We start from the raw sequence: 16,575 nt of genomic DNA, 5'->3' as shown, positions 1-16,575 counted from the left end.
TTTCAATTGCCCGCAGTATGAAGTGCTTACGGTATTATGATGCAATAATACGAATAAAATTTAATCATACAATAGTATTTTAAAAAAAGAAAATATATTTTTGTAAAACAATTTTAGACCATGATACAACGAATTCAAACAGTTTATTTAATTCTTGCATTTATAGCAACAAGTGTTTTGATGCTTTTTTTTCCTTTATGGACATTAAAAACAGGAGCACTATTCTATTTTAATCAAGATCCAATTTATACTGTAATTGTTGGTTTAAGTACGATGCTTACCACCATTAGTATTATTTCATACAAAAAAAGACAAAATCAGTTTGTGATGGGCAGACTGAACATAATATTAAATTTAATTTTATTAGGATTATTTGTATATCGTTCTCTAAATTTATCTGGAGATACAACATCGGTTGTGTCTGAGAAAGGTATTGGGATGTTTCTACCTATTGTTGCTATCGTATTATTAGTTTTAGCTAATAAGGCCATCAAAAAGGATGAAGATCTTGTAAAATCTGTAGATCGTTTGAGATAGACCTATAAACTTAAGTTTTTTGTGCGAAGAGAACCCGAATTATAAAATTCGGGTTTTTTTGTGCCTTATATAGATATAAATTAACCTTATATGGGTAACTCCGTAGGATAATTCATTTATATTTTTGCGTTCAGCACCAAAAACAATCATGAAACAAAAAATAAGGATACATCTTGCCGATGACCACCAAGTACTTATTGATGGGCTTACCAACTTACTACAGACGGTTATAAATTTTGAAGTCGTTGGTAACTCTCAGGATGGAGTCACTATTTATGATGATATCATTTTAAACAGCGCCGATATCTTAGTTTTAGATATTAGTATGCAAAAAAAAGATGGTATCGAAGTACTGAAAGAATTTAATCAAAAAGATCATCCTTGTAAAATAATCATTCTTTCCAGTTATGATGATTTAAAAATCATTAAAGAAGTAATGAAATTGGGCGCAAAAGGTTATCTCACTAAAAAATGTGCCGGCGAGAATATCATCGAAGCTATTGAAGCCGTTTATCAAGGTCAGGAATATTTTTGCGATGCTGTACGGGAAAAGATTTTTAATAGTTTTACTCACAATAATTCCGACCTTCATAAAAGTCTATATATCGACAATCCAATTCTAAGTGCCCGAGAAGTTGAAATCATTTCTTTAATTGCACTTGAATATAGTAGTAAAGAAATAAGTGAACTACTTTTTATCAGTACAAATACTGTCGAAACTCATCGGAAAAATATCATGAAAAAATTACAAACCAAAAACACAATTGGTCTTGTAAAGTATGCTTTAAAAAACAATCTCATAAATCCTTAAAACTTTTAAAATAAGGCATTTTATACTTTATAATCTCTTATGTCAATTTTCAGAACCTTCCTTTTACTTCTTCTTTTTATTTTACTGAGCGCAAACATTAACTTAAACCAAGAAAATGCAACGCCAATAGAAACCTCAATACCCGTTTCACAAAATTCAAAAAACAACAATGCTTTTGAACTGCAATTTAGAACTAAAAAAATAGTCAGCTTATCAATCGTAATGGCAATTCTATTGTTTATTTTATTCTATTTTTTTTATCAAAATAATAAACTAAAACAAAAAATCAAACGAAAAGACACCAAGCAAAAAATACTTCTTGATGTTATTAATGCCGGAATTGACAGTCAGGAAGTTGAACGTAAAAAGATCGCTTCATTTTTACATGATAATATCAATTCCTTATTATCCTCTGTTGGTTTACATCTAAATACTTTTACTGCTCAAAATAATATAAAGTCAGAAGAAATTCAAAAAGCCAAATCAATATTAGCAGAAGCTCACGATCTTTTGCGTGATATGTCGCACGACCTGGTTCCTACCCTTTTGGCACGTTTCGGTTTGATATATGCTTTAGAAGATTTATGTGAGAAAAACTCTAATTCAAGTATTCTCTTCGAATTTTCAAGCACTATTTCGACTGAAAAAAGATATATTGAAAAATTCGAAATGAAGCTTTATTTTATTGTAACAGAACTATTCAACAACATCATAAAACATAGCGGCGCGAGAAAAGCCAAAATTATGCTTTCTGAAAAGGACAATCAATTTACCATTATAATTCATGATGATGGAAAAGGCTTTAAATCTGAAAAAAGAAATCAAGCTGAAGGTTTTGGCTTGAACCGAATTAGAGCCCGAATCAAAAAGTACAAGGGAAGTATTTCTATCAACTCAAAATCTAATGAGGGAACTTCGATTAAAATTCTGGTACCTCTTCCTCATTAAGCGGAAATTACTTCTTCCCTATTTCAACAATTTCTAAATCTTTTATTTTATCATCATCAATTACAAATCGTAACATGGTTCGAACTTGATGAAATCCGCTTTTTCCTGCGGCTCCGGGATTCATGTGTAATAGATTATTTTTTTTATCAAACATCACTTTCAAAATATGCGAATGTCCGCAAATAAATAATTTGGGAGGATTTGCAGCCATTTCTTCTCTAATCGCTGGATTATACTTACCTGGATAACCACCAATATGTGTAATCCAAACCGAAACATTCTCGCACAAAAAACGGTTATGTAATGGGAATTCTAATCTTGCTTGTGCATCGTCGATATTTCCATAAACGCAACGTAAAGGTTTTAGCTTTTTGATTGTATCGGTAACATTCAGATCTCCAATATCTCCCGCATGCCAAACTTCATCAGCTTGATTTACATATTTTAAAATCGTATCATCAATATGGCTGTGTGTATCGGAAAGGAGGAGAATTTTTTTCATTTTTTTTAAAGGTGCAAAGACTTAGAGGTGCAAAGGTACAAAGGTTTTTTTTAAAGGCGCTAAGGTTTTGAGGTGCTAAGTTGCTAAGATTTTAACAAAAAAATCCGATCTGCTTTCGCAAATCGGATTTCTATCCTAACAGGTTTTAAAAACCTGTTAGGTATTATTATTTATCCCTCATCTAGAATTCATACCTAACAGATCTTGGAGACCTGTTAGGTATTTAAATACGCTGACAACTACTGTTTCTTCGGATTTTTTAAATCTTTAGAATCCTTTGTATCCATCATTTCCATTAATTTTAATCCTAGCAAACCGCTGATAGAACCATCAGAACCACCGTTTCCGGAAATTAAAACATCCGGAATTACTTTGATATTTCCTTTACCAATTTCTTCGGTTACTTTATATCGCGTAAAGTTGTCACCACCCATCGCACTAACCTGAAGTTGATATGACTCTGCAGTTGATTTACCAATTGCCATAATTTTCTCTGCTTCGGCCAAACCGGTTTTTGAAATTCTTTCTGCTTCTGCACTTGCATTCAGTTTTGTTGCTTCGGCCTGTGCTCCCGCTCTTGCTTTTGTAGCTTCTGCTTCTGCATTGGCACGCATTTTTGTTGCTTCGGCTTCAGCGTTTACATTCAGCTTCAAACTGGTTGCATCTCCTTCTGCTTTCTTAACTGTTGCATCCGCAGTACGTTGAGCAATTTCAACACTTTGCGAAGCACGAACAATTTCTTTCTGCATATCTGCAATCGCCGTTTCTTTCTCCATTCCCTGACGTTGTTCTTGCGCCATTCTTTGAGTTTGATACGTTTTTTGCTCTTCCTCGGCTAATTTCCTGTCCGTTAAAGTTTTCATCAATGAATCTGGCGGAACAATATCTCCAATCAAAGTATCAACTGCGTTTACGTTATATTCGTCAAGTACTAATTTGATATGATTTTTAGCTGATTCCTGACGCTCTTTTCTTGTAGATAAAAACGAAATTACATCACTATCCTGAGCCGAGTTTCTAAAATAGTTACCAATTGTAGGTTCTAAAACCTGAGAAACTAAGTTATTCATACTTCCAAAACGAGCAATTACTTTTGGAGCTTCTGCCGCGGGAACGTGAATAATTTGCGCTACATCCAGATTAAACGGGAAACCGTCTTTTGAACGAACTGTAATTGTCGAAAGATTTTTATCTAAATCATGCGATTCGCTTCTGGCATTTGCCCAGTTCAAAACCAAGTTGGTTGTTGGAACCGGCTCAAGCTTTGTCGTGTATTTATTCAACGCATATTTTCCTGGTCCAAAAGGTTCCATCCAAACACCACGCTGTCCTTTTGAAACGATATTTCCGTGTTTAAAAGTATCGCCTGTTACATCTTGTCCGTCTTCTCCAATGTACGAAATTACAACTCCAACATATCCAATAGGTACATCTGTCATTGGATTTTGTTCGATTAAAATTCCCCATGTATTAATGTAGTACGATCCTGCCAACATAACCTGAGGCTGCAAACCACGATTTCCGCCATGCTCTAAGAATTTATCAAAATCCTGAAAGTTATTATGACCTTCGACGAATTTACCGGCAATTTGTCCTTGTGGAATTGGCTCTCCGTCAAGTGCTGTCACGATACCAATCATGTTTTCGTAAATCTTAATCTGATCAGCAATTACAATTTCAAACAAGAACGTATTAATACGATACGAACCTGTAGTAATAAAAGCAGTCTGACGTCCTTTTTGTCCGCCATTGTTTAAGAAAAAAGTAGCGTCCTGAAAATTATCACTGTCTACTTTTCGAGCCAGGATTCGTCCCGTTGGAATTTCCTGCCCGTCTTTACTTAAAACCAAACCAATTTTCCCTTCAGGAATAACTGTAAATCCCGACATATCGATAGAATATTGCCAGATCCACATTCCCCAGTATAAACCCGGGGCAAGCGTTTTTGCCTGATAACCTGCTTCTCCTTTTGTCGCTATGATACGACCATCCGGCAGCGATTTATCGGCTCCAAACAAAACGAATTTTTTGGTTACTAAACCAATTTTATCTTCAGGAACCATTACCATTCCGAAGAAAACGCGCAAAATAAATTTGTAAAAAACAATGGAGAATAAGATTAAAATTATCCACCAATAAGAAGTAATTTCATTCATAGTTTCTGGTATATTAGACTACAAACATAATCTAAATATTTCCTGTTAAAATAAAATATTATCAAAATTAACATTTGCCGATTTTTTGCAAATAATGTTAAAAAAATGCTTGAGTTAAATCGTTGGAATTGTCAATTTCTGACACGATTTTTTGCTGAACAAACTATGATTGGTATTTTAGACGTTAACAGTTCTTTTTAGAGGTTCTAAGGTTCTGAGAAGCTAAGACTCTAAGTTTTTATATCCTGAATATTATTTTAATGTAATTAATTATTTTTTCAATTAGTCAAAGATCTTTTAGTTTACGAGATTATGCAATTTACTAATCTGCCTAGAGTAGCACTACTGTGCTTCTCTAAGATTCATTAAGCATAAAAACCTTAGAATCTAAGTACCTTAGAACCTTAGCAACTTTTTTTTGTACCTTTGCGCCCTAGAACCTCTGCACCTTCAAATGAGATATTTTATTCAATTTGCATATAACGGAACACATTATCACGGTTGGCAATTTCAGCCTAACGCATCTTCTGTCCAGGAAACTTTAAACAAAGCTCTTTCAGTTTTATTGAATACTCCTATAAATGTAATGGGTGCCGGAAGAACTGATACAGGCGTTCATGCACAGGAAATGTATGGCCATTTTGATGTTGAAACTTCTCTTGATGTTTCGAATTTAGTGCATAAACTGAATTCGTATTTACCAAAGGATATTGCCATTTTTGATATTATTTTGGTTAAAGATGATGCCCATTGCCGATTTGACGCTACTAAAAGAACGTATGAATATCATATCAATACTGTTAAAAATCCATTTTTGCAGGAATTGAGCTGGTATTTTAATCAAAAATTAGATGTAGCTTTGATGAATGAAGCGGCGAAAATTTTACTAAAACATACCGATTTTCAGTGTTTTTCGAAAGTAAATACAGATGTCAACACGTTTGATTGCACGATTTTTGAAGCCTACTGGAAACAGGAAAACAGCAAGCTGGTTTTTACCATTTCGGCAAATAGATTCTTAAGAAACATGGTTCGCTCTATTGTTGGAACTTTAGTAAACATAGGTTTACATAAAATTTCTTTGGCCGATTTTGAAAATATTATAGCTAGCAAGAGCAGAGAAAAAGCTGGTTTTTCGGTACCGGCACACGGATTATATTTAACCGAAATTGATTACGACTATATATAGCTATAAGCTATCAGCTGTAGGCATTAAGCTTTAAAGTTTTTGCCTATCGCCTAAAGCCTATTGCTTAAAGCATATAAAAAAATAAATGAAAGCAAAAGCATTTGATACCGGATTATTCAAACGAATTTTAACTTATACTAAACCTTATAAATGGCGTTATTACGGCGTTATTGTTTTTGCAGTTTCGTTGTCGATTTTTGCCGCACTTCGTCCTTACTTATTAAAACAAACGGTTGACGGATACATAAAAACTCACGATAAAGAGGGTTTATTAATGTACATTGTTTTAATGGGCGTTGTTCTTTTGTTTGAAGTTTTCTCTCAGTTTTACTTTGTGTATTGGGCGAACTGGCTTGGGCAGGATATTGTAAAAGACATTCGTACGAAACTTTTCAAACATATTTTGAGCTTTAGAATGAAGTATTTTGATTTGGTTCCGGTGGGGCAATTGGTAACCAGATCTGTATCTGATATTGAATCGATCGCGCGTATTTTTAGTCAAGGTTTGTTCATGATTATAAGCGACTTGATGAAAATGCTTGTCGTACTGATTTTTATGTTTTACATGAATTGGAAATTAACATGGATTGTGGTCGTTGCAATGCCAATTTTGGTTTATATCACTAGAATTTTTCAGCGTAAAATGCAGGTTGCTTTTGAGGAAGTTCGTACGCAAATTGCCAATATGAACTCTTTTGTACAGGAACGCGTTACAGGAATGAAAATTGTACAGCTTTTTAACCGTGAAAAAGTAGAAGCCGAAAACTTTAAAGAAATCAATAATAAACATCGTGTAGCCTGGATCAAAACAATTTTATACAACTCGATATTTTTTCCAATTGCCGATATTATTTCTTCGATTACTTTAGGTTTAGTTGTTGTTTATGGCGGTTTTAAAATCTTAAATGGAGATCATTTTACAACTTTTGGAGATTTGTTCTCTTATACCATGTTTATAGGAATGCTTTTTAACCCGTTGCGTCAGATTGCAGATAAATTCAATGAGATGCAATTAGGAATGATTGCTGCCAATCGTGTTTTTGATATTATCGATACGCAGGATCATATTCAGGATACGGGAACTCTTGAAGCTCCGGTTTTTAATGGAAGTATCGAATTTAAAGCCGTACGTTTTAGTTATATTCCGGAAGAAGAAGTTATAAAAGGTATTGATTTATCTGTAGATGCGGGACAGACCATTGCGATTGTTGGTTCGACAGGAGCAGGAAAATCAACAATTATTAATTTATTGAATCGTTTTTACGAGATTAACAGCGGTACTATTTTTATTGATGGTCATAATATTGAGAACTATACTTTGGCCTCTTTACGAAAACAAATTGCAGTGGTTTTGCAAGATGTATTTTTATTTGCCGATACGATTTACAACAATATTACTTTGCATAATCCGGAGATTACACGTGATCAGGTTTTAAATGCTGCCAAAAAAATTGGTGTTCATGACTTTATTATGAGTCTGCCTGATAATTATGATTTTGATGTTAAAGAGCGTGGTGTTATGCTTTCGTCAGGGCAACGACAATTAATTGCGTTTTTGCGTTCGTATGTGAGTAATCCGAGCATCTTGATTTTAGACGAAGCTACTTCTTCAATTGATACTTATTCTGAAGAATTGATTCAGCGTGCGACCGAAACGATTACTAAAGGAAGAACTTCGATTATTATTGCACACAGACTGGCGACAATTGTAAATGCAGATAAAATTGTGGTTATGGATAAAGGTTTAATTGTAGAACAAGGAACACATCAGGAATTACTGAATAAAGTCGACGGTTACTACAAAAACCTCTACGACTCACAATTTTCGGTGGCTAATTAGATTTTGAAATGCTAAAAAAATTCTTAAAAAAGTTAAATTAGCGTTATAAGAATCATAAATGTGATAGTTGAGAACCAGCGCGATAGTATTCTATTTTTCTTTATTCTTTATCTTTGAGAATCAAAAAATCAAATGTAAAAGAAAATGCCACAAAACAGATTTTATCCTCAAGAAGAATTCAAAGAAATAGAAATAAACGCCTCATTACAACTTAGATACGCAATTTCGAATAGAGGTCGCTTAGTAAGTTTTTCAGATGAAATTGAAAACGGACGTCTCCTGAAAGGCGGTTTAAGCGACGGATATCCAACCTTTAGATTTAAGGTTAAAAAAGACGACAAAATTGTCAACAAATACCTGTTTTTATACAAATTAGTTGCGCAGTATTTTATTCCAAAAGAGTCTGAAGAGCAAACTTATGTTCTTCATATGGATTATAACAGAAGCAATGATGATATTAGCAACCTACGCTGGGCAACAAAAGCCGAAATGATGGCGCACAGCCGTAAGAGTCCGCGTGTAATTCAGGCCAAAAAGAATCTAATTGAACACAACTTAAAAGCTGATGGAAGAAAATTAACCACTACAAAAGTGATGTTAATCAAGAAGATATTAGCAAGACCTGAACAAAAAACACGTCTAAAAATGATCGCCAAACAATTTGGTGTAAGCGAAATGCAAATCAGACGAATTGCGAGCGGTGAAAACTGGGGACACGTTAAGGTTTAATTATAAATTATTAATTATTAATTGTGAATTATTAATTTATTTCACTGTGAGCGAAGTCGAAGAATTTTCAATGCGAAAAGGCTTCGACTTCGTTTATTTTGGTAACCAATTTAATTTGAGATTTCATTTCTAAATCTGATTTTTCAATTCATAATTCATAATTTACAATTAACAATTACTTAAGTTTCTGTGAAAAGATCAAAATGCGTGTGGGTAAAAATAAAATTTGAAGCGTTTTTTAAAATAATTCCTTAAATTCGCAATCACAAATAACAAAAGAATAAAATCGGAAAATGAGTTTCGGAATTAAACTTCATTTTTCGGTATTAAATACTAAAAACCAAAAAAATGAAATACGACGTTATTGTTTTAGGAAGTGGTCCTGGCGGATATGTAACAGCTATTAGAGCTTCACAATTAGGCTTTAAAGTAGCTGTAGTTGAAAAAGAAAACTTAGGTGGTGTATGTTTAAACTGGGGATGTATCCCAACAAAAGCATTACTAAAATCGGCTCAGGTTTTTGATTATTTAAAACACGCTTCTGACTACGGATTGAAAGTTTCTGAATTTGATAAAGATTTCCCTGCTGTTGTACAACGTAGCCGTGGTGTTGCAGAAGGAATGAGCAAAGGAGTTCAGTTCTTGATGAAGAAAAACAAAATTGACGTTATCGAAGGTTTTGGAAAACTAAAACCAGGAAAAAAACTTGACGTTACTGATAAAGACAATAAAGTTACTGAATATAGCGCTGACCATATTATCATCGCAACTGGAGCTCGCTCTCGTGAGTTACCAAACTTACCTCAAGATGGTGTAAAAGTAATTGGTTACAGACAAGCAATGACATTACCAACGCAACCAAAATCTATGATCATTGTAGGTTCTGGAGCTATTGGAGTTGAGTTTGCTCACTTTTACAACTCAATGGGAACTGATGTTACTATCGTAGAATTTATGCCAAACGTTGTTCCTGTAGAAGACGAAGATATCTCAAAACAATTTGAGCGTTCTTTGAAAAAAGCCGGAATTAAAGTTATGACTAACTCATCTGTTGAGCGTATTGACACAACTGGTGCAGGAGTAAAAGCGTTTGTTAAAACCGCAAAAGGTGAAGAAGTTCTTGAAGCTGACATCGTACTTTCGGCAGTTGGAATTAAAACTAACATCGAAAATATTGGTTTAGAAGAAGTTGGAATCGCTGTTGACAGAGATAAAATCTTAGTAAACGCTTTCAACCAAACTAACATTCCTGGATATTATGCAATTGGAGATGTTACTCCAGGGCAAGCTTTAGCTCACGTAGCTTCTGCTGAAGGAATTAACTGTGTGGAGAAAATTGCTGGTTTACACGTAGATCCAATCGATTACGGAAACGTTCCTGGTTGTACTTACGCAACTCCAGAAATCGCTTCTGTAGGTTTAACTGAAAAACAAGCTAAAGAAAAAGGATACGAATTAAAAATTGGTAAATTCCCATTCTCAGCTTCAGGAAAAGCTAAAGCTGCCGGAACTCCAGACGGATTTGTAAAAGTAATCTTTGATGCTAAATACGGAGAATGGTTAGGATGCCACATGATTGGTGCCGGTGTTACAGATATGATTGCTGAAGCAGTTGTAGCTCGTAAACTAGAAACTACTGGTCACGAAATCTTAAAATCTATTCACCCTCACCCAACAATGAGCGAGGCTGTTATGGAAGCAGTTGCTGATGCTTACGGCGAAGTAATTCACTTGTAATAACATACCGTTTTACGGTTATATATAATTTTCAATTTAAAGAATCCGATTTGTGAAAGCAAGTCGGATTTTTTTATTTCTTCATATTGAAAATTGTTGATAAGATTCTTGTTTGTCAACTTATAATATGACAACATTCTCAACCATTAGTTAGACATTTGGTTTATTCCAAAATCATCAATTTTTGTCATTTCGACGTAAGGAGAAATCACACTAGAAACTCCGCAAAGAAAATCATCAAACTTTGTCGAATTACTTGTGTGATTTCTCCTTACGTCGAAATGACAATACTTTGTCTTAAAAATTTATCGTTTTTTAATTAAGGTTAAAAACATAAAACTATATGACAATGAAAGACTCAAGAAAACTAAAAATTCATACAAAATATCAACCAAGCACTTATAAAGCCACAACAATTCCGGTTATAAAACTTGAAGGTAAATGGCTAAACAAACTTGGTTTCAATGCGGGGCAAATGATAAATATAAAACAAAAGAAAAATAAGTTAACAATAACCGTTGAAAAGGAAAACAAATAAAAGTTCCATTTAATTTTCAATTCAAAAAATTACGTTCAACATTCATTCAATCCGAGCAAAACCAATAGAACATTCCTTATTTAGTAACAAATTACAAGATGTTTTATGATAATAAAGTGTTATTTTCGCGGCACCAAATCAAAGCTTAAATCTACAATGAAAAAGACATTCTTCATTATTACAATTACCTTATTTTTATCTCATACTATCTTTGCTCAAACAAAAAAGGTGACGAACCAAAATTCGCAAACACAAACTATTTTTTCGAAATCGTATGACTATGTAAATGATTACGAAAAGATATTATCTCCGAGCCAAATCACAGGTTTAAAAAACACATTAAAATCATGCGAATCAAATTCAGGTCATAAAATTATTATTGTAACAACTTCCTCTATAATTCCTTACGCTAATATTCCAGAATACGCATTGTACCTCAACACCTATTTAAGTAATAAATTAAAAATGAATGCAGCTGTTTTAATTGTTCTGAGTAAAGACTTAAGACAAATTCAGCTTCAGGCAAGCAATCAAATAGGAAATAAACTCAACTACGACGAAACAAGAGAAATTATATCCAATTTTGCCTTGCCCGAATTCAAAAAAGGAGATTTTCACAAAGGATTAGAAAAAGCCGTAGCTCAAATTATAGTAAAACTAAAGTAACGTTTAAAAAAAATCACGTTTTCAATACAACATCCGATTTACACAAAGTAAGTCGGATTTTTTTATTAATCTGAGCGTGTACTTTCGGACTACACTTCCTGATCGTTATTGAGACATTATATTTTCTTGCTTGTCCTTCTTCTGGCCACGACCATCATTACTATGGCTCGCGAACCCATTTTGAAAAGAAAGCCCCTTTTTTAAATTATGTTTTTGTAATAAAAAAAGATTATTTTAGCTTGTGCGAATAGCTTTCAAATGCAATTAACAAGACAGTATTGTTTATTTACAGACAACTAAAAAGCGCATTATTATGAATACAGCCATAAACGATTATAATAATTTGCAAACTGTTTCAGACAAAGAAATCTGCGATCAATTGGCGACAATAATCAGTAAAAATTTATCTGATGCTGAAAATAAAATCTGGCATGCGCATCCGGTTTGGTTTCTGAACGGAAATCCGATTGTGGGTTATAGTAAATTAAAAAATTGTATCCGATTACTCTTTTGGAGCGGACAATCTTTTGAGGAAGAAAAGCTCGCAAACGAAGGATCCTTCAAAGCAGCTGAATTTCGATATACTGAAACTGATCAAATTAATAAAGAAGATCTAAAACGCTGGCTCAATAAATCACGTGAAATACAATGGGATTATAAAAATTTAATCAAACGAAAAGGAGTTTTAGAAAGATTGAAGTGATAATGAAATATCATAATAAAATACTAATTTAATTCTACCAAAAACCTAAACCTTAAACCATGTTCAGAAAATTTTTACCCTTAGTATTATTCTTAATCGGAATTACCGTTTTTGCTCAGGAAACTACTTTTAAAATTCTAGATTATAAAGCAATTGAAAAAGAAATTAAAGACAAAAGTTCATCGTATTATTATCCAAAATTAATGGAAAGACTGGTTAGTAATGACACACTTTTAAACCAGGATGAGTATCGCCATTTGTATTTTGGATATGTATTTCAACCTAAATATAGCGCCTTTTGGACTTCTCCTGATGACAAAAAACTTCGCGAATACTACGGTAAAGAAAAATTAGAACCAACAGATTGCGATGAAATCATTAAACTGGCCAATCATTCACTAAATGATTTTCCGTTCGATTTAAGATTGCTAAATTTTCTGGGCTATGTTTATCATGTAAAAGGAAATGAAGAATTGGCACAAAAAACATCATTTAAATTTCACAATATTATAAATGCCATTTTATCATCCGGAGACGGAAAGCAATGCGAAACCGGTTTTCATGTTCTTGTTGTATCACACGAATATGTCGTTCTGAATGTTTTTGAACTCGAAACTAAATCTCAGTCCTTAATTGGAAAATGTGATTATCTCAGTTTCGAGAAAGGCAAATATAAAGTAGACGGAGTATACTTTAATATTGAAAAAATGCTTGAAAACGAGGCAAAATCATTCAAATAAAAGCTGGAAATTTACACTCAAAATGAAAATAACCGCAATCCGAAAATCCGATTTTGAGCCCTTACGAAACTTATACTTTAAGGTAAGACGAGGGACATTTTTATGGCTCGATCCATCAGAGTTTCAGTTAAAAGATTTTGATCGGGATACAAAAGGAGAGTTAATTTTGGTTGCTCATCTTAATGATATTCCCGTCGGATTTATTTCTATTTGGATGAGAGATCATTTTATTCATCATTTATATATTGATCAACAACATCAGGGTAAAAACATTGGAACCCAATTATTAAAAGCTGCAATTGCAAAAACACAATTACCAATTACCTTAAAATGTCTTGAAAACAACCTAAAAGCTGTTGATTTCTATCTCAAAAAAGGTTTCATTGCAATAGAAAGAGGACAATCTGACCATGGAGGTTATATTCTTTTTGAATTATCCGAAAACATAAATTAAATAATAACTAAAAAAAACAATTCCAAAACCTACTAACAAAAATGAACTTAACCGAATTACCTATTGATCTTAAAAAACTTATTGAAAATGAAAAAGTCGATTTTTTGACAAAAGCAAAACGAAAATATCCTCTGAGTAAAACACGGATTGGCTTATTTTTTGCCTGTATATGGTGCAGTTTTGTAGGTTTTATGGCCTATGCCCTTTTTGGCCCGTTACTTAGAAATGAGGAAGTTCATTTTACATCAAATGATGTACCGGTAACCGCCAGTTGGGAAGATTTAAGTGAGCTTTTGGTTCCCGGATTAATCATTGGACTATTTGCAGTAATTGGACTTATTTTGCTTTTTTTTGCCATTAAATCGCTATTTCAAAAAGGAAGTTATTTTGTTGGAACAGAGACCCGGCTTATCCAATATTACAACGGAAAAAGTACCATTACAGATTGGGAACAATTTACAGGAAATGTAAAAATAGAATCCAAAAACAATTTGGGCGATCTGGAATATGAATTGAGAACCGGCAAAATGCAAAGCCAAAAAAACCAAGCAGACAAATTTGTTCCGGATATCATTTACATCTCAGGAATTGAAAATGTCTATGATATTGAAAAAAAATGTAAAATCAGAATTAAAGAAAACGATCCTACTCCTGTTGTTTTATCACATTAGAAATCAACAAAAATGAATTTAAACAATTGGCAACTCGATGTTCCGGCCACAATATTTGTATGTGCGTTTTTTCCGCTATTTATCTATTTTAGCTATTGGTTATTTTTTTCCGGAATTATAGGATTGTACCGAATGATAAAAAGCCGCAACTGGAAATCGACACTTGGTAAAATTACCAACGCTGAGATAAAATATACTGAATTCAATACTGATCATGAAACAACTTCCCGATCAGCAATTGTAAAAGAATATCGCTATACTGTTGATGGAAAAGAATACAAATCGAATCAGACTTATGCCTCTGATTCTCTTTTTATAAAAGACTATAAGCGCTTGAACAAACCTTCAAACAATTATGATCAACATAGTGATCTGAATTTCATAAATAGTGAAAAAGAAATAAAAAATATGATTGGAACGCCTACACGAGTTTATTACGATCCTAAAAAACCTCAAAAAGCCTGTTTAGTACCACGAGTTAATAGCCAAATATTCATTGGTATTTTTATGGGGTTATTGGCCAGTTCAGGAATTACCTGTCTTACTTTTTATTTAGTAGCGCCTTTGTTTAAGTAGATTTAATTTAAAAAACAATGTTTAAGGCTATCCAAACCTAAAAAAAGAAGAGACCAATACCTAACAAAAAAACAAATGAAACCAATTACCAAAAAAGATATCGACAAACCAATTGGAGGTTTATTCTTTATGATTATCAATACTACAATTTGGGCTTTTATTGCCGAATATTATCTTGAAAATAAAGATTACAGGCTTATTGGAGTTCTTTTAGGTTTTATCATTACAGCGTTTTTATACTTCTATTTGACATTTACCAAAGCACAAAAATCTCTTATTGAAAGTACCGAAGAAAAAACTATTGAAGAAAAAAGGAAAGAAAAATGGTTCTTAATCGTCTTTGGTTTAGAAGGTCTGGGAATACTTATTGCAAAGAATGTTTTGATGAACATTCATCACGACGAATTGTTTATTTCGTTTTTTGCTTTAGCAGTTGGTCTGCATTTTTTTCCGTTAGCCAAAATTTTCAACCGCACTTTTGATTATTATATGGGAGCCTGGACTTGCCTGTTTGCAATACTTGGTATTTATTTAATAACACAAAAAACAATTACAGTAAATTTTGCCAACGTTGTAGTGAGCCTGGGTTGTGCAATTGCGACTATTTCGTATGGCGTCCGAATGATTAATGAAGGTAGAAAACTACTCTTGATTAAAGTAAAATGATACAATAAAACTTCAAATCATAAATCAAAGATATATCATGGAAGAAACAATACTAGAAAAATCAGTTTTTGAAGAAATCCCAACAGGAAAAATATACTCTGAAAAAGCAATTAACATTGGTACTTTTTTAGGAGGCCCTCTAGTTGCAGGTTATCTTATTTCAGAAAATTTCAGAACTTTTGCTGATTACAAAAACGTTAAGAAAACCTGGATTATTACAGTACTTTCAACCATATTTATTTTTAGTCTAATCTTTTTAATTCCGGAGAGCGTAAATATTCCTAGTGTTATATTTCCTTTAATATATGTAGGAATTACAGCTTACTTAGTCAAACGTTTTCAGGAAGAGAAAATAAATAAGCATATTAACAATGGCGGTGAAGAGTATAATTGGTGGCGTACAATAGGGATAACTTTAATAGGGTGTGTAGTTACGCTTGGTGTATTGGTTGGTTTAGGTTTTTTAAATGAAGCCGCGAAAGGAACACTTTCTGAATCAACAAAAAAATACGGCACAATGAATCACGAAATTGTCTATCAAAGCAATATCAATGAAAATGAAGCCGATAAAATAGCCGAAGCGCTCACAAAAGGAACCTTTTTTGACGACTCATTAACTAAATATGTTTATCTGGAAAAGACAGATAACAATTATATTGTATCTATTTCTTGCAATGAATCAGTAAAAACTGAACCCGAAGCTTACCAGCCTTTTATCGAATTACGAAATACTGTGCAAAAAGAATTCCCCCGAAATAAAATTGTTTTTAACTTAGTAGTTGAAAACATTGACAATGTGGTAAAACGAATTGAGTAAAACACCATTTATGAATGTAAAAAAAATAAAAGTCTATAACTTGTTCTTCATCGTTTCAATACTAATTTTATTGATTGGATTTAATCGAAGCACTGATCCAAATTCAATCTTAGATATTAATGTTCACGATACTTATTTTGTAATATCAAACTATCATTGTACTCTTGTTTTGTTTACCTTATATTTTTTAACGGGGCTACTGTATTGGGTATTCGAGAAACTACCTAAAAAACGGCTTATAAATCCGTTAACTATAATTCATTCTTCTATTTTGATTGGGAGTTTTGTTATTTAT

General features: G+C 33.0%; 18 protein-coding genes. 16 read left to right on the top strand and 2 right to left on the bottom strand.

The window, feature by feature from the left end; all coding sequences use genetic code 11:
• Window positions 1-120 precede the first annotated feature (120 nt).
• The 3 genes from ACHRVZ_RS16575 to ACHRVZ_RS16565 all read left to right on the top strand — a co-directional run bounded on the left by ACHRVZ_RS16575 (window position 121) and on the right by ACHRVZ_RS16565 (window position 2,296).
• On the top strand, window positions 121-537 hold the full coding sequence (locus tag ACHRVZ_RS16575; protein ID WP_395423979.1) for a DUF4293 domain-containing protein: 417 nt from the start codon (window positions 121-123) through the stop codon (window positions 535-537).
• Window positions 538-685: 148 nt separating this feature from the next.
• On the top strand, window positions 686-1,348 hold the full coding sequence (locus ACHRVZ_RS16570) for a response regulator (RefSeq protein WP_395423977.1): 663 nt from the start codon (window positions 686-688) through the stop codon (window positions 1,346-1,348).
• 39 nt (window positions 1,349-1,387) lie between these two features.
• Window positions 1,388-2,296 carry a sensor histidine kinase gene (locus ACHRVZ_RS16565; RefSeq protein WP_395423976.1) on the top strand — a complete coding sequence of 303 codons (909 nt, stop codon included), beginning with the start codon at window positions 1,388-1,390 and terminating at the stop codon, window positions 2,294-2,296.
• Between the two features lie 7 nt (window positions 2,297-2,303).
• On the opposite strand, the gene ACHRVZ_RS16560 is transcribed toward ACHRVZ_RS16565, so the two are convergent.
• Together ACHRVZ_RS16560 and ACHRVZ_RS16555 are read right to left on the bottom strand one after the other, a co-directional pair.
• On the bottom strand, window positions 2,304-2,798 hold the full coding sequence (locus ACHRVZ_RS16560; RefSeq protein ID WP_395423974.1) for a metallophosphoesterase family protein: 495 nt from the start codon (window positions 2,796-2,798) through the stop codon (window positions 2,304-2,306).
• A 239-nt stretch (window positions 2,799-3,037) separates the two neighbouring features.
• The gene (locus ACHRVZ_RS16555; protein ID WP_395423972.1) at window positions 3,038-4,954 is read right to left on the bottom strand and encodes an SPFH domain-containing protein; all 1,917 of its coding nucleotides are present in this window, start codon (window positions 4,952-4,954) and stop codon (window positions 3,038-3,040) included.
• A 454-nt stretch (window positions 4,955-5,408) separates the two neighbouring features.
• Here ACHRVZ_RS16555 and truA point away from each other — a divergent pair, with 454 nt between their 5' ends.
• The 13 genes from truA (at window position 5,409) to ACHRVZ_RS16490 (ending at window position 16,280) form a co-directional block, all read left to right on the top strand.
• Window positions 5,409-6,143 (top strand): tRNA pseudouridine(38-40) synthase TruA, encoded by a 735-nt coding sequence (gene truA, locus ACHRVZ_RS16550; RefSeq protein ID WP_395423970.1) that lies wholly within the window; start codon window positions 5,409-5,411, stop codon window positions 6,141-6,143.
• Window positions 6,144-6,228: 85 nt separating this feature from the next.
• Window positions 6,229-7,983: an ABC transporter ATP-binding protein gene (locus ACHRVZ_RS16545; protein ID WP_395423969.1), complete on the top strand. Its 1,755-nt coding sequence runs from the start codon at window positions 6,229-6,231 to the stop codon at window positions 7,981-7,983.
• Window positions 7,984-8,127: 144 nt separating this feature from the next.
• A complete protein-coding gene (locus ACHRVZ_RS16540) occupies window positions 8,128-8,712 on the top strand; it encodes an HNH endonuclease (RefSeq protein WP_395423967.1) in 585 nt (194 codons plus the stop codon).
• A gap of 348 nt (window positions 8,713-9,060) precedes the next feature.
• Complete coding sequence (lpdA, locus tag ACHRVZ_RS16535) at window positions 9,061-10,449, top strand: dihydrolipoyl dehydrogenase (RefSeq protein WP_395423965.1); 1,389 nt, start codon at window positions 9,061-9,063, stop codon at window positions 10,447-10,449.
• 349 nt (window positions 10,450-10,798) lie between these two features.
• Entirely contained in the window at window positions 10,799-10,987 is a 189-nt protein-coding gene (locus ACHRVZ_RS16530) for a SymE family type I addiction module toxin (RefSeq protein ID WP_395423963.1), read from the top strand.
• A gap of 156 nt (window positions 10,988-11,143) precedes the next feature.
• Window positions 11,144-11,653, top strand: coding sequence for a TPM domain-containing protein (locus tag ACHRVZ_RS16525; RefSeq protein ID WP_395423961.1), 510 nt, complete (start codon window positions 11,144-11,146; stop codon window positions 11,651-11,653).
• A 313-nt stretch (window positions 11,654-11,966) separates the two neighbouring features.
• Window positions 11,967-12,356 (top strand): DUF1801 domain-containing protein, encoded by a 390-nt coding sequence (locus ACHRVZ_RS16520; protein WP_395423959.1) that lies wholly within the window; start codon window positions 11,967-11,969, stop codon window positions 12,354-12,356.
• Window positions 12,357-12,415: 59 nt separating this feature from the next.
• Complete coding sequence (locus ACHRVZ_RS16515; RefSeq protein ID WP_395423958.1) at window positions 12,416-13,096, top strand: DUF4919 domain-containing protein; 681 nt, start codon at window positions 12,416-12,418, stop codon at window positions 13,094-13,096.
• Between the two features lie 22 nt (window positions 13,097-13,118).
• On the top strand, window positions 13,119-13,550 hold the full coding sequence (locus tag ACHRVZ_RS16510; RefSeq protein ID WP_395423957.1) for a GNAT family N-acetyltransferase: 432 nt from the start codon (window positions 13,119-13,121) through the stop codon (window positions 13,548-13,550).
• Between the two features lie 41 nt (window positions 13,551-13,591).
• Window positions 13,592-14,221 (top strand): hypothetical protein, encoded by a 630-nt coding sequence (locus tag ACHRVZ_RS16505; protein ID WP_395423955.1) that lies wholly within the window; start codon window positions 13,592-13,594, stop codon window positions 14,219-14,221.
• 12 nt (window positions 14,222-14,233) lie between these two features.
• Window positions 14,234-14,797 carry a DUF3592 domain-containing protein gene (locus ACHRVZ_RS16500; RefSeq protein ID WP_395423953.1) on the top strand — a complete coding sequence of 188 codons (564 nt, stop codon included), beginning with the start codon at window positions 14,234-14,236 and terminating at the stop codon, window positions 14,795-14,797.
• 75 nt (window positions 14,798-14,872) lie between these two features.
• Complete coding sequence (locus ACHRVZ_RS16495) at window positions 14,873-15,463, top strand: hypothetical protein (protein WP_395423951.1); 591 nt, start codon at window positions 14,873-14,875, stop codon at window positions 15,461-15,463.
• A gap of 37 nt (window positions 15,464-15,500) precedes the next feature.
• Window positions 15,501-16,280 carry a hypothetical protein gene (locus ACHRVZ_RS16490; protein ID WP_395423949.1) on the top strand — a complete coding sequence of 260 codons (780 nt, stop codon included), beginning with the start codon at window positions 15,501-15,503 and terminating at the stop codon, window positions 16,278-16,280.
• The last annotated feature ends 295 nt before the right edge of the window (window positions 16,281-16,575 follow it).

The sequence above is a fragment of the Flavobacterium sp. FlaQc-57 genome (genome assembly GCF_044007395.1).
In the GTDB taxonomy this organism is placed as follows: domain Bacteria; phylum Bacteroidota; class Bacteroidia; order Flavobacteriales; family Flavobacteriaceae; genus Flavobacterium.
Note: the sequence above shows the minus strand (reverse complement) of the source record. Positions and strands in the feature narration are given on the sequence as shown.